Raw genomic sequence first — 13,526 nt, 5'->3', positions numbered from 1 at the left:
ATCTAAATTTGCTAGGGATAGGAGAGCTAAGAATGTTTCATCAGAATCTGACAGGTTATTATTACTCTCTCGCTTTTGTAGTTGTGCAATATTCACGTGTCCATCCATGATCGAGTACTCATCGAAGTAGAGGAAATTGGGTTGTTTATCCAACAAGTACCTGTCTCAATCTCAGCTGACAACCCTTCGTTTTGGATTCTCTTGACACGATCCCTTAGAGAATGGACCTCTTCTGACTCAGCTTCTGACTCGTCAAGTTTTGATTCAAGCTCATCAATCGTCTCAATTCCCTCAAAAGACCTTTCTGTAGGCCCTGGTAGATCATAATCATCAATTAGACTAGGGACTAGAACTCGATCATTGACTGAAAAATCCCAGTGATAATTGTTTTTATAGTCCTTAACGACTTCTATTTCTGGTGTATCTAGTATTCCCGTCTCGTATTCAGATTCGATACGATCTTGTTCACCGTCTGTGAGATGGTATACTGCTGTAACGACTGGATCAGGATCATTCTCATGACGAGTTTTGTATTTCGTGTACCTCTTCCGTGGGTATTCTTCTAAGGGTACAAACTTGCCACTCGAATTTACTGGGTTCAGCTTCTCAATAGCTTGTAGAAAAGCGGTTTTTCCTGACTCATTCTTCCCTACGAAGCAAGTTACCTGCTCCAGATCGACCCATCCAGAATCTTCTATACATTTGTAATTCTGGACCCTTATTCTATCCAGTTGCACGGAAAAGTGAGTGTGGTGAACGCACTTAGTTTTTCCTTACATACAGATTTCCACTATTGGAGAAGTCAGTTCTTAGAACTTTGACCGACGGTGTCTAGTTAAGTCAGTTTGAGAATCAAGCAGGTCGTTGAGTTAGTTGGTCAAGATGCTCGCAGACCTGCTCAGCGAGTGCTTTGAGACGGGTTTAGAAGAAACTGGGGAGCGTGAGCGGACGGCGACGTTCACGAGAGCTCTGTTCTCGTGCAGCCCATCAGAACGCGAAGCGTTCTGAGGACGCCCATCAGGGTGTTCGCCGTCCAGCTCCACGTGACCGGCTGTTCACTTATAGAGACAAAAGAAATTCTCCGATTACTCGGCGTTGAACGCTCTCATAAAATGTTTGACAATTTTCACATCTACTGGCTGACAGCGGTCACAACCCGCCTGAGGCAACGCTGAAGCGGGTTGCGGTCGGCGAGACCGCTAGTCAAAATCAATGGCGAATGGTCTTGGTTGTACGCTGCAATAGGCACCGAGACGAAGTTGATTCTCGATGTCGAGTTGTTTGGACGACATGGTACCAATCCAACTGCTGCGTTTCTCCATCGGCTTTTCGAGAAACATGATCTCTCAGATGTTGTGTTTCTGGTTGATAGCTACGGCTATCAGACTGCCCTCTCTCGATTAGGATTGAGCGGTCGGCTGGACTACGTTGAGCGAAACCTCATCGAAAAGTGGTTTCACACCCTCAAAATGCGAGTCGACCGCTTCCATAATTCGTGGGTGGGCAATCACGGAAGCGTCCGCGAGTGGTTCATACAATTTGTGCAATACTACAACTTTCAAAGACCGCATCAAGCGCTCGACGGACGAACACCGGTCGAGGAGGCGACTAACTAGACAGTACCTTCGTAGCATTCTTAGCAAAAGAGAATCATTAACATGAGTATAGAACGATTAGGTGATAAGATGGACATCTTATTTATTGCTATTGGTGGGGTAGAACGTGCAAGTACACGGTATCGAGTACATAATCTACTTCCTCATCTTAGCAAAAAGAATGTGTCATATACAGTATTGCAGGCCCCTATTGGAGAATCTGCTGTAGTAAAAGCACAATTCGCGTCTCGAGTGATTTATGAGGCATGGAGAAACGACCTCATATATTCTCAAAAAGTCTTATTACCGGGGTACTTAATCGATATAGTTAAAAAAACAGGTGCGGAGTATGTGTTTGATTTTGATGATGCGTTGTATACAAGCCCCATTGGAAAAAAAACGCCACGAGACCGCGTAAGACAGCTAGACAATACATTATCAAAATCTTCGTTAGTAATTGCTGGAAGTCCATTGTTAAAATCTTACGCAGACCAATTGGCAAACAAATGTGTTGTTCACCCAACTGGAGTCCCAAAAGAGGAATACGATCCATTAGCTGACATGGTGGTTGATGATAATAAAATAAGAATTGGATGGATCGGCTACGGAGTTAATCTTCAACATCTTAATTCAAAGTCGAAGGTTCTAGAAGGCGTGTTAGATAAATATCCTCAATTAGAATTAAATGTAATTTCATCACCTCACCCTGAAATCAGACCATTAAATGATAGAGATGATGTTAAATATAAGGAATGGTCAATTGAAAATGAATTGAAGTTTCTTGCCAGAGCAGATATTGGAATTAGACCTTTAATAGATGATGAGTATACACGTGCCAAAGGCGGATTCACATCGGTGGTGCAATGTATGGGTCTTGGATTACCCGTTGTCACGACCCCACTCGGAATTTTGTCAGAAATTATTGAACATAATGAAAATGGTTTTTTAGCTTCAAGTGAAAAGGAGTGGCAGGCATACCTATCCAAACTTATTGATAATAAACAAATTCGCGATGACTTTGGTAGTAAGGCAAGAGATTCATTATCAAACAAACGAATGTGGACACATCAATACGCTGAAGACTTGTACTTAACTCTCTCATCTCTCTAATCTATAGTAGACACTAGAAGTAATTGCTCCTTTAGGAACAGAGAGTTGGTCGAGAGCGGTGTCGATCGCTGTTGTTAGCTCATCAAGCGAGTCAAAGAAGCGGTTGCTAAGAGCCTTTTGCAGCTGTCTCCAGCATTCTTCGACCGGATTCAACTCCGGTGAATACGAAGGTAGCGTCACGAATGCGAGGTCGTCACGGGCCGCTAGGTCCGTGACGGCCGACGCCTGGAAATACGGCGCTCCATCCAGCACTACGAGCAAGTCATCTTCAAATTCTTTACATAGTGCTAAAATGAAATGTTTCGCGTGTTCAGCGGTGACGTACTCTTCGAATCGTGAGAAGAAGCGATCACCGTCCTCGGTGATCGCGCCCAGCAGACACGTCCAGTCGCGTTGGCCAGAGAGTTCGACGGAGGGCCGCGTGCCGCGCGGAAACCACGCGGCACGCGGCTCAACTTGCACGGATTTCTTGGTTTGGTCGATACAAACTACGGTGGCGTCCATCTCCCGCCGCTTTTTTTGAGTTCTTCGTAGAACGCTTCTTGCTCGGTTTCATCAGCTTCGGCGGCTTTCCGGCGTGGTTTCTGATAGCTCAATCCCGCTTCTTTCAGCAACCGCCGACAACTCGGGATTGAATACTCGACGCATGTTTCCTCGAGAAATTCTTGGGCAAGCGCCGGCGTCCACGCCGGCGCGTCGAGCCCAACTTCTTCAGGAGGTTCGTGGACGGTCTCTTGAAATTCGATTTGCTGTGTTTCTGAAAGCTTTCGCTTCCTTCCGGTTCGTTTATCGTCAGAAACGGCTTGCTCAAGCGACTCGTCGGTGTCGAGTCGCTTGAGCCAGCTGTAGATCGTCCGGCGTTGAACACCGTACCACTCGGCTAGCTCGGTCTGCGTGACACCGTTCTTGTACGCGATAGCCGCTAAGAGCCGTTGTGTCGGCTTCTTTCCGTCCACGTTGTCGAGAGTGTCTTGTAATTCCTCGACGGAAATCTCGTCGAGATGGTTCACTATCTCTTGCAAGAGTCTCTGAGTAAAAAGTTCTAACGATTACTATAGTACTCCTGTGAGGGCACGTCTATTACTCGACTTCGTACGTTTATCAAGGTCAACGACCTATAGCGACATGCTAGCGATTACGTCGTTCTCCCCTGCACTACTATTGACGAGCTGGGGTGCTTTTGACGCGGCAGGAACATCATGCGAAAACCTACGTAACTGGTCTTATTGCTGACGGCAACAAGATCGACAAACAGATTCCAAACGCTGGAAGGTCCTACAGTCACACCAGCGCAGACTACATCTGGATAACTGCATTACCTTCATCGTACAAGCAAACCCGCTCTACATTGGAAAGAATTGCTCTGTAGGATCGGTACACGGCGCAGGATTTCACGGATATCTCACGCTCCGGCGGAGGTTGTAGACGGTGCATTTGAGCACCATTTCACGGAGTTCGAGATGCCAGCTTCGCGCACGCACGGCTGCGCCGAGCGTGCGCTTGAGGCTTGAGAAGACGGTTTCGACCATCCAGCGGCGGTTGTAGTGCATCGAACTCAGTCGTGCGTTGTGGGCGAGGTCAAGCGGATTGTGGATACGATGCTTGATGAGCATACGAACTCCGTAGCTGCGGAGTTCGTCGCGGAACGATTTGCCGTCGTACGCTCGATCAGCGGCTAGCGAGAGCAGGTCGCCCGCGTTGCGGCGGGCGACCTGCGGGCCAATCTTGGCGTCGTGTTTCTTTGTCGTCGTGCAGTGGACGTCGGTGACGTACAGCGTTTCGACGTCCACGAGAGCGGTGACTTTCAACGACCGGACACGGTAGTGCGCCCGCTGGGCGTAGTACCGCGAGGGGTAGTCGCGGTCGAAGCCGGTCGAGTCAATAGCAGCGTGGCCAGTGCGTTTCTCCGCCGAAGCGCGGAGAAACGCACGCCACGTCTTCGTCGTGATCTTCTCAAACCAATCGCGGAGGACCGTGTAGTGTGGCAACCGCGTGAGGCCAATCTCTTCGAGAACGCCCGGCATTTCGCTCAGCAAGTCGATTGTCTGGCGGTAAGACTTCCCAAGCTCAAGTCTCAGTGTATGAAGCGTGAGCATCGCCCATTCGGCGAACCCGCCTCCCCCGACGGGGTCGGCGGTTTCGCCTGGGTTCTCGACAACTGTTTTAGCAGTAGCGACCGTAAGACGTGTGAAGCGGCAGATTTCCGAACTCAAACCAATCTGTCGCTTCGCTTTCTACCGAGATAACGGAGTCGCCACGCCGCAGTCTAGCGATCCTACAGAGCAGAAAAAATAACTCCCACTCCGTTTTCGCCTCCACGAGAAAAGCACGAAGACACGTATCGAATTCGAGATTGATATCTGCACTGTCTAGTTAAGCGAATTTAGTTGAGTGAGTCGCTCTCAGTAACGAACTCGATTGTTCACTGAGCATCTCTGTCTCGATACGGAGAGTCCCGTCCACCGTTCGAAATCCGTCGGTCCGGTATTCTCGAATTGACCAATTCCCACTGAATACCTGACGCGGATGAAATTAAATCAATCGGCTTAACTAGACAGTGCCAATACATGAAATATTATCCCAGTCACTAGCATTAGTAGGTCTGAATATTACTTAATTACCAATATACGGTAGTAGGAGAAGGGCAAAACGGCATTCGGACATTGCTCATCAACGAGAACTTTTACATTGATGTTCTCGAAACATTTATGTTGCGAATTTACTGACAAAGATACATGTCAAAAAAGATCTTCCAAGATCCAGAGGATGTTTTAACTCCTGTCAAGTAAGGTGATTTATGTCTAATCAACCACAACTAAAAATTACTTATAAGCTGAAATTGGGAGTGATAATTATATGTGCAGGCCTCTGCCTGTCAGTTCTGTCCTCAGCCTCCCAAATTGCGAATCTTGGAAAAGGAGTTGCATCTTTGACTTGGGGTGTTGGGATCTCATTCTGCGTTCTTGGAACATTGATTCTCCCTCGTCACCGTTCGGTTGGCGTTTTATCAACGCTGTTCTCGCTAGCAGGGTCCAATCTTTTTCGGGGTGTACTCTACGGCGCAGATACTATTAAATCAGTGCTGCTTGTGAGACAGGTACTGGATGGTGCTTGGTACGGGACACCGCTCAGTCACGTATATTTTGCGACAATCTACCAGGTGACTGGTGCGGGCTTTTTTCGGGGGGTTATGTTGGGTGTTACTGCAGCATTAATCCCATTTGGTCTTTCAGTTATTTATTGGGTGCGTCGTGTTACTCCTAATCAATATATTTCTTTCGCTCTTCTTGGTATTTTGACCAACTGGTTTCTTATAGAATTTCACACATTTGCAGCCAAAGAGACTATTGGGCTTCCTCTTGCGATTTACACTGGTACGATACTTCTCAAGGCATTCGATCGTCATGAGGTACGGCTAATCATATTGGCCACACTATTTTCATTTGCGTTGGTGCTGGCACACCATCTGTCCGCACTTATTCCATTACTCATCGTCACCGCAACTTTCTTGATAGCAATTGTACGATCAACACCACTAAGGAGCCGACTAATTCCAAATAATCAGTGGATTATCCATCCTTGGGTTCTACTCATATTTGTATTGATTGTTGGTGGTTACTGGACACTTGTCTTTGACCAAGTATATTCGCTTGGCCTAACTCCTGTAGTTCATGAACTGATTGGAGTTAGTGCACCTGAGCAAGCACAAATTCAGAGCCCATCGATCATAAATAGTGGTCAACAAACAATTTACCAAGTCTTTCAGCTCAATTGGCGAGGTTGGAAAGTGATGTTGTTTGCACCTGTGATCATTATTGGCGGACTCTATCGCGCTGTAAGCCAACGCCAAGTGTTTAATAACTATCAGGAATTTATATTGGCATTTGGATCAGCTGCTCTGGCAGTCGGTGTCTTAGCAGTATTTACTACGTATACTGTCGCGAGCGGGTGGCGATTCATCAATTTCGCTTGGTTATTTATTATCCCCCTATTCATTTTGATATATAAGGATATTTCACCAGAGATGGTGGTGAAAATAATAATTGCTCTTTTCATAGTGCTGAACGTAATCGCGTGGCCAGCGGCCAATATCGATCCGACAACCACGTCTCCACTCAGCCACGATGAATGGGCATTTAACGAAGGCGATGTCTCAATTAGTTTGTTTACTGTCGAATACGGCAAACACCCTTACACAATATCTGGGTCTGCTGGTGGCATGATGTATTACTTTTCCACTCTTGGAAAATATCCATATAATAGTGTCAATCCATGTGATCTTAACTATACTATTGGGAGAGAGATAGCATCAAATGAAACAAGTGATAAAATATACACAAACGGCTATTGGGTATCGCAATTAAACCAATGCAACTAACCTCAATCATCTAATAGAACCAAGTAATAGTGTGTCTTCAAGCATGGGCCGACGGTTATGATCACCGACTAAACTGTGGACATGTATATTTCTACGTGGTCTTTTGCTACCTCTTCCATTGAGTTCGATTGACTATATTCAAATATATTTTCTCCGAGTCGGGACTGTCGATCTGGGTCTGCTAATAGTGATTTTATTTCGTTCTCAATCTCACGTGGATCAGATGAGTTAACAGTTATAATACAACCGAATTCGCTATTTATTTGGTTGAAATATTGATTATCACTCGCAATTACTGGTGTAGACTGTGCCGCGCATTGATTAAATACTCCACTTTGTGTCACTCGGTTACGGATTCCTCCTTGAACTGCTGTCTGATATGGTAATAATGCAATATCAGCTGCTCGAATATACTGAAGGAACTTTGGCATTGGGAGTGTACCTGTAATCTCTAGGTTATCTGGGGACTCATCCAAAATATTGTTGTAGTATTCTGAATAGGTCTCTTTTTTACCACCAGCGAGGACAAAGCTGACATCTGGCAGATTCGACGCAACTTTTGATACGATATCACACCCCTTCCTTGGTTCTATATACCCAGGTTCAACAACAACTGGATCATCTGGAGTGTATCCTAATTCAACTTTTGCTTCCTGTTTAGAGACAGTGAGTGAGGAGTGCGCATTGGACCCATGAGTTAATACACTATATGATTTAGTCGAGGTACATTTAGTTAACCGATCTTCTGCTACGTCAGATAGAAGTATAATATGGTCACTGAAATAAACAAGTATGTGATTTAAGACTACAAGATAATATCTTTTCAGATAGTAATTTGAACCTTCTACAGAATTTGAGTTAAGGACTTCATGGAGCGTGATTATAAATTTCTTTTTATAAACTCTCGTGCCAAGATAAAGTAACGGTATTATAATAAAAGAGTACAAGCTTTTTGGACCGAATAGGCCATATTCGTATTGTAAATGGACAATTTTTGAATTATCAGTAATTCCTTGAGCACTAGATCTTAATAAATCAAGAAGAGTCTGTGTACCAGAAGGGAACCCGATTCTCGATGTTTCGATTTCACGTCCCAACACTTGGTTTAATTCTTCACAGTACGTTCCAATACCATCTTTACCATTTGACTTAGGTGCAATCAGGCTAATCTTCATTTTTTGGATATCTCCCATTGTTCTCTCGATTATATATACCGTCGATCACTCCCTCCCAGAGTGCTATGACCGATTCCCATTCTTGATTAACTATTCTATACCCCGATAATAAAGACATCCACCAGATGTAAAATAATATAGACATAATATGATTGATTTCTCCCCAATAATTACGCAAAAATATCTGGTGGTTTCGAGAAGTATAATATGACGCAGTGGGTGAAGTCCGCCCACCTGAGCTGGCGGATTCCTTATGAATCACATTCACATTTAGATCTGTTACTATTTCGAATCCGGCCTCTCTCACTTTTGTACAGTAGTCAACATCCTCATAATATAAAAAATAGTCTTCTGGCAAATGACCAACTGATTGATAGACTGATTGATCAATTAATGCCGAGCAGAGGGGTACATAATCGTTTGATGCTGTGATTTCTCCACAGTCTATATTGTTGGACCTCATAACACCTGTTTTCAGGATTCCAGCGTCACACACATGTGCTGACCCGCCAGTAAACCAATTGATCTTCCCTTGCTCAAACCAGATCTCATCTCCTCCAGGCTTAACTACACGTGCGCTCACAATTCCAAAACCATCTTGTTTACAGGTTCCAACAAGTTCACTGAGTGAGTTTGGATCTTGTAGTTTAATATCACTATTAGCTAAGAAAAAGTATGAAGCGTTATCTTGATGAGCGGCATCTAACCCCTGATTAACTGCAGTCGCAAACCCCCGGTTTGTACGATTTTTGATTATTTCTATATCATTGAACTCTCGCTCAATCTTGTCAATCGAACCATCAGTGGAACCATTATCAATCAGATATATTGTTGTTTGTGCGTCTTGGTTCTGTAATGATTCGATACACTCGCTCGTGTCCTCATAATTATTCCAATTAACTATAATGACGCCAATTTGAGAGTCGTTCATGGTCTAACTTTTCGCTTTGTTGGTATTTGGATGGCTGAGATAAAACTAGTCGATGGGCCTCAATAAACTTCGGGAAAGAATTGAATTGCGAAGAGACCAAAAGAAAAATAACCCTTAATACTAACTAATCTCTGAATGATCCACGACGTCGAAGTCCGCGACCTCCAAGTCAACGCCGACCAGCGCGGCCACTTGGTCGAAGTGTTCCGTAGTGACTGGGACGAATACGAAATCGACCCGGAGATGTCCTACTACTCGATGACGTACCCCGGAGTCGTGCGGGCCTGGCATCGCCATCTCGAAGGCCAGATCGACCACTTCGTCTGTCCGAAGGGCCGCATTACGGTGGGCATCTACGACGACCGCGAGGACTCGCCCACGCAAGGCGAACTCGACACGTTCGTCATCGGCGAGCACAACCAGCAGGTCATCCGCATCCCCGGTGACTGCTGGCACGGATTCAAGGCCATCGGCGACGAGCCGTCGCTGCTCATCAACTACCCGACGAACCTCTACGACTACGAAGACCCCGACGAAGAGCGGATTCCGTACGACGACGACCGAATTCCGTACGACTGGAACGCGGAAATCCACGGCTAGACAGCAACCTGCCAGCAGGGCACAAACTTATTTAGTACCGTGTCAGGTATCGTCTCATATCGATGAAAGGCGTACTTCTCTCAGGAGGCACGGGCTCCCGTCTCCGACCCATTACCCACACCGGGCCGAAGCAACTTGTCCCGGTCGCGAATAAACCCGTCCTCGAATACGCGGTCGAGGACCTCAAAGAAGCGGGAATCACCGAAATCGGCGTCATTCTCGGCCACAAAGGCCGCGAGGAAATCCAGAACCTCCTCGGCGATGGTTCGGACTACGGCGTCGAAATTACCTACATCGTCCAGGGCAACCCCCTCGGCCTCGCCCACGCGGCGGGCTGTGCGAAGGACTTCGTCGGCGACGACGACTTCGTGATGTACCTCGGCGACAACATCCTCAAAGAGGGCGTCGTCGACCTCGTCGAGAGCTTCGAGTCGGGCGACTTCGGTGCCGGCATCGCGCTCCAGGAAGTCGAGAACCCACAGCAGTTCGGGATTGCGGACGTCGACGACCAAGGCAACGTCACCCAGCTGATCGAGAAGCCGGACGAGCCACCGACGAATCTCGCCCTCATCGGGATGTACGTCTTTTCGCCCGCGGTCTTCGACGCCATCGAGAAGCTCGAACCCTCGTGGCGGGGCGAACTCGAAATCACGGACGCGATTCAGTCACTCCTTGAAGACGGCTACGCCATCGACTCGCACGTCGTCGAGGGCTGGTGGAAAGACACGGGTAAGCCCGAAGACATCCTCGAGGCGAACCAACTCGTCCTCGAAGACAAGTCGCTCAAAAAGCGGGGCACCGTCAGCGACGATGCGACCGTCGATGGACGTATCGAACTCGCGGAGTCAGCGACCATCGAAGACGGCGCAGTCGTCCGTGGCCCGGTCTCCATCGCGGATGGCGCGGTCATCAAACCGGGCACCTACGTCGGCCCGTACACGTCTGTCGGTCCGAACTCGACACTCGAAGGCGTCCACATCGAGAACTCGGTCGTCATCGGTGAGTCGAGCATCAACACCTCCGGGCGCATCGTTGACAGCCTCCTCGGGAAGGGCGCAAACATCGGCAGTGCGGACGACTTCCTCCCGGAGGGCCGTCGCCTCGTCGTTGGCGAGAACTCCCAACTGAAACTCTAACCATGCACATCATCACCCACGCCTGCACGCAGTGCGGAACCGTCGTCTCCGCGAACGAACTCGAATCGAACCGCGTGATGAAGTGCCCCGGACTGGGCTGTGAGAACGTCCTCCGCTTCACGGACCTCGACCAGGCCGACCAAGAGCACTTCCTCGACAACAAAGCCAGCTACGAACTGTAATCGCTGAACGCGGCTTCGAGCGCCGCGAGGTCGGCGTCCAACGTCGGCTGTGACCGCCCGAGTTCGCCTTCTACCTTCGACACATCGAGACACGAGCGTCGCGGCCTCGCCGCCGGGCGGTCGAGGTCGGCCATGACTGACGACTCGATGAGCGACGGATCGCCACCAATTATCTCACAGATTTCCGCACCGAAGTCGGAGGGCGTGACGGCCGACTGACTGGCGACGTGGTACGTCCCCGACACACCGGCATCGAGGAGTTCCAGCGTCGTCGTGGCGACGTTGCCGGCCCGACTGGGCGTCATCGTCTGGTCGGTGAACAGCGGGACCGTGTCACCGGCGGCGAGCGTCGAAGCGACCCACTGGGGGAAGCCGACGAGATCGCCCGTGTCACCACGTGCGCCGTAGACGAACGACAGACGGAGAACGAGCGCATCAGCAGTCACCTCACGGACAGCGCGCTCGCCGGCGAGCTTCGAGCGGCCGTACTCCTGAATCGGCGCGGTCTCGGCATCCTCCTCGTAGAGCCCGTCTGTTTCGCCATCGAAGACGTAGTCCGTCGAGTAGTGAACGAACGGAATCTCGCGGTCGTCACACACCGCCGCGAGGTCCCCCGGCGCGGTTCCGTTTACTGCAGTCGCCAACTCGGGATTCGATTCACAGCCGTCCACATCAGTATAGGCGGCGCAGTTAATCACCAGATCAACGTCGTACTCATCAAGCAACTCTACAACCCGCTCAGTATCCGTGATATCGACTTGGTGGAGGGGACAGTCGAAGGCGGGTTCCTCGGAATGATAGCCGCCGACGACTGCGTGGCCCTGCTCGCGGAGCGTCCGGACGACGACACTCCCGAGCAAGCCGTTAGCGCCGGTGACGAATGCGTACATGTACTCGTTGTGTCGATGAAAATGTAAATATATGCTGCCTCTGTTGGTGGCATATGGACGTACTCGTTACTGGTGGTGCCGGATTCATCGGTTCGAATTTCGTGCGGTATCTGCTCGATACCGGCGACGATTCAGTCGTCACGCTCGACGCGCTCACTTACGCCGGGTCGCGTGACAACCTCGCCGGCTATCTCGACCACCCGAACCATCGCTTCGTCGAGGGTGACATCCGAGACCGCGAGCTTGTCGACGACCTCGTGGCCGATGCCGATGTCATCGTGAACTTTGCTGCGGAGTCGCACGTTGACCGCTCCATCGGTGGGGCCGAGCCGTTCGTCTCGACGAACGTTCAGGGAACCCAGACGCTCCTCGATGCCGCCCTCGACGCGGACATCGACCGGTTCCTCCAGATTTCGACCGACGAGGTGTACGGCGAGATTCACGAAGGGAAGTTCACGGAAGACGACCCACTCGCGCCGCGAAATCCCTACTCGGCGACGAAAGCCGGTGCGGACCTGCTCGTTCAGAGCTACCGAGAAACCCACGACCTACCGACGCTCATCACGCGGACCTGCAACAACTTCGGCCCGCGCCAGCACCCGGAAAAACTCATTCCGAAGTTCATCCAGCGCGCCGCGAACGGCGAGACGCTCCCGGTCTACGGCGACGGTTCGAACGTCCGCGAGTGGATCTACGTCGAAGACAACTGTGCAGCGCTCGATGTCGTCCTCCGAGAGGGCGATATCGGCGAGGTGTACAACATCGGCAGCGGCGTCGAACTGTCCAATCTCGAAACGACGGAGAAGATTATCGAAGCCGCCGGTGGGTCGGAAGACCAAATCGAGTTCGTCGAGGACCGCGCGGGCCACGACCAGCGCTACGCCATCGACGCGACGAAGACGAAGGCGCTCGGCTGGGAGCCCGAATGGAGCTTCGAAGACGGCCTCGAGGCCTGCGTCGACTACTACCTCGGCGACGACGAATAGATGGCCGACCAACGCACCCAGGCGGACGAGCAGGACACGTGGATTCCCGACGACGAGTGGGAAGCAATCGTCGCGAACGTCCCGCTGGTCTCCGTCGACCTCGTGATTCGCCACGAAGGCGGCGTCATCCTCGGCCTTCGTGAGAACGAGCCCGCACGCGGCGAGTGGTTCGTTCCCGGTGGGACGGTGCTGAAAAACGAGACGCTGACGGATGCCGTCCACCGCGTCGCCGACGAGGAGTTAGGCGTCGATGTGACTATCGAGTCGCGACTGGGGACGTTCGAACACTTCTACGACACCTCGGAGGTCGAGGGCGTGGACTCGAAACACTACCTTGCGACTGCGTTCGAGGTGACACTCGACGACGACACCCTCGAGATGGACGCCCAACACAGCAGACTGGAGGTCTTCGGACCACCGTATGAAAACCTCCACCCGTACGTCGAGCGATACCTCCAGGCACTCGAGTAAGGACGGCAGAAGAAACGGGTCTTCAGTTTCAGTTCAGTTTCAGTAATCGAAGGGAACGTCGCGAGAGAAGCG

General features: G+C 49.9%; 12 protein-coding genes and 2 pseudogenes. 8 read left to right on the top strand and 6 right to left on the bottom strand.

What is annotated here, in order from left to right:
• Positions 1-92: 92 nt before the first annotated feature.
• On the bottom strand, positions 93-737 hold the full coding sequence (locus ATB1_RS20200) for an AAA family ATPase (RefSeq protein ID WP_042662311.1): 645 nt from the start codon (positions 735-737) through the stop codon (positions 93-95).
• A gap of 145 nt (positions 738-882) precedes the next feature.
• On the opposite strand from ATB1_RS20200, the pseudogene ATB1_RS20195 reads away from it, so the two are divergent.
• Both ATB1_RS20195 and ATB1_RS20190 read left to right on the top strand, forming a co-directional pair.
• Positions 883-1,616: pseudogene (locus ATB1_RS20195) on the top strand (IS6 family transposase).
• Between the two features lie 42 nt (positions 1,617-1,658).
• Positions 1,659-2,705 carry a glycosyltransferase family 4 protein gene (locus tag ATB1_RS20190; protein ID WP_082256255.1) on the top strand — a complete coding sequence of 349 codons (1,047 nt, stop codon included), beginning with the start codon at positions 1,659-1,661 and terminating at the stop codon, positions 2,703-2,705.
• 13 nt (positions 2,706-2,718) lie between these two features.
• Here the strand turns inward: ATB1_RS20190 and ATB1_RS20185 are convergent.
• Positions 2,719-3,715: pseudogene (locus tag ATB1_RS20185) on the bottom strand (IS630 family transposase).
• Positions 3,716-4,096: 381 nt separating this feature from the next.
• Positions 4,097-4,918: an IS5 family transposase gene (locus ATB1_RS03635; protein WP_042662308.1), complete on the bottom strand. Its 822-nt coding sequence runs from the start codon at positions 4,916-4,918 to the stop codon at positions 4,097-4,099.
• A gap of 584 nt (positions 4,919-5,502) precedes the next feature.
• Between ATB1_RS03635 and ATB1_RS21310 the strand changes: the two genes are divergently transcribed.
• The gene (locus tag ATB1_RS21310) at positions 5,503-7,083 is read left to right on the top strand and encodes a hypothetical protein (RefSeq protein ID WP_128081370.1); all 1,581 of its coding nucleotides are present in this window, start codon (positions 5,503-5,505) and stop codon (positions 7,081-7,083) included.
• Positions 7,084-7,151: 68 nt separating this feature from the next.
• On the opposite strand, the gene ATB1_RS20180 is transcribed toward ATB1_RS21310, so the two are convergent.
• Together ATB1_RS20180 and ATB1_RS20175 are read right to left on the bottom strand one after the other, a co-directional pair.
• Positions 7,152-8,276 (bottom strand): glycosyltransferase, encoded by a 1,125-nt coding sequence (locus tag ATB1_RS20180; protein ID WP_082256254.1) that lies wholly within the window; start codon positions 8,274-8,276, stop codon positions 7,152-7,154.
• The gene (locus tag ATB1_RS20175; RefSeq protein WP_082256253.1) at positions 8,248-9,189 is read right to left on the bottom strand and encodes a glycosyltransferase family 2 protein; all 942 of its coding nucleotides are present in this window, start codon (positions 9,187-9,189) and stop codon (positions 8,248-8,250) included. Before ATB1_RS20175 ends, ATB1_RS20180 begins: the two co-directional genes overlap by 29 nt.
• 135 nt (positions 9,190-9,324) lie before the next feature.
• On the opposite strand from ATB1_RS20175, the gene ATB1_RS03630 reads away from it, so the two are divergent.
• The 3 genes from ATB1_RS03630 (at position 9,325) to ATB1_RS03620 (ending at position 11,107) form a co-directional block, all read left to right on the top strand.
• Entirely contained in the window at positions 9,325-9,789 is a 465-nt protein-coding gene (locus ATB1_RS03630; protein ID WP_008606969.1) for a dTDP-4-dehydrorhamnose 3,5-epimerase family protein, read from the top strand.
• A gap of 62 nt (positions 9,790-9,851) precedes the next feature.
• Entirely contained in the window at positions 9,852-10,925 is a 1,074-nt protein-coding gene (locus ATB1_RS03625; protein WP_042662307.1) for a glucose-1-phosphate thymidylyltransferase, read from the top strand.
• 2 nt (positions 10,926-10,927) lie between these two features.
• The gene (locus tag ATB1_RS03620) at positions 10,928-11,107 is read left to right on the top strand and encodes a hypothetical protein (RefSeq protein ID WP_004041942.1); all 180 of its coding nucleotides are present in this window, start codon (positions 10,928-10,930) and stop codon (positions 11,105-11,107) included.
• Here the strand turns inward: ATB1_RS03620 and rfbD are convergent.
• Positions 11,095-11,997, bottom strand: a complete 903-nt coding sequence (gene rfbD, locus ATB1_RS03615; RefSeq protein ID WP_042662306.1) for a dTDP-4-dehydrorhamnose reductase — start codon at positions 11,995-11,997, stop codon at positions 11,095-11,097. The two genes, ATB1_RS03620 and rfbD, sit on opposite strands and share 13 nt — an antisense overlap.
• Before the next feature lie 53 nt (positions 11,998-12,050).
• Between rfbD and rfbB the strand changes: the two genes are divergently transcribed.
• Positions 12,051-12,983 carry a dTDP-glucose 4,6-dehydratase gene (gene rfbB, locus ATB1_RS03610; protein WP_042662305.1) on the top strand — a complete coding sequence of 311 codons (933 nt, stop codon included), beginning with the start codon at positions 12,051-12,053 and terminating at the stop codon, positions 12,981-12,983.
• The gene (locus tag ATB1_RS03605) at positions 12,984-13,454 is read left to right on the top strand and encodes a GDP-mannose mannosyl hydrolase (protein WP_042662304.1); all 471 of its coding nucleotides are present in this window, start codon (positions 12,984-12,986) and stop codon (positions 13,452-13,454) included.
• Positions 13,455-13,526: the final 72 nt, after the last annotated feature.

Source organism: Haloferax sp. ATB1, from assembly GCF_000730175.1.
Note: the sequence above shows the minus strand (reverse complement) of the source record. Positions and strands in the feature narration are given on the sequence as shown.

Excerpts from the sequence above, each read along its gene's own strand:
- ATB1_RS20190 (WP_082256255.1), top strand. The coding sequence starts at position 1,659 with ATGAGTATAGAACGATTAGGTGATAAGATGGACATCTTATTTATTGCT.
- ATB1_RS21310 (WP_128081370.1), top strand. The coding sequence starts at position 5,503 with ATGTCTAATCAACCACAACTAAAAATTACTTATAAGCTGAAATTGGGA.
- ATB1_RS20180 (WP_082256254.1), bottom strand. The coding sequence starts at position 8,276 with ATGGGAGATATCCAAAAAATGAAGATTAGCCTGATTGCACCTAAGTCA.
- ATB1_RS20175 (WP_082256253.1), bottom strand. The coding sequence starts at position 9,189 with ATGAACGACTCTCAAATTGGCGTCATTATAGTTAATTGGAATAATTAT.
- ATB1_RS03630 (WP_008606969.1), top strand. The coding sequence starts at position 9,325 with ATGATCCACGACGTCGAAGTCCGCGACCTCCAAGTCAACGCCGACCAG.
- ATB1_RS03625 (WP_042662307.1), top strand. The coding sequence starts at position 9,852 with ATGAAAGGCGTACTTCTCTCAGGAGGCACGGGCTCCCGTCTCCGACCC.
- ATB1_RS03620 (WP_004041942.1), top strand. The coding sequence starts at position 10,928 with ATGCACATCATCACCCACGCCTGCACGCAGTGCGGAACCGTCGTCTCC.
- rfbD (WP_042662306.1), bottom strand. The coding sequence starts at position 11,997 with ATGTACGCATTCGTCACCGGCGCTAACGGCTTGCTCGGGAGTGTCGTC.
- rfbB (WP_042662305.1), top strand. The coding sequence starts at position 12,051 with ATGGACGTACTCGTTACTGGTGGTGCCGGATTCATCGGTTCGAATTTC.
- ATB1_RS03605 (WP_042662304.1), top strand. The coding sequence starts at position 12,984 with ATGGCCGACCAACGCACCCAGGCGGACGAGCAGGACACGTGGATTCCC.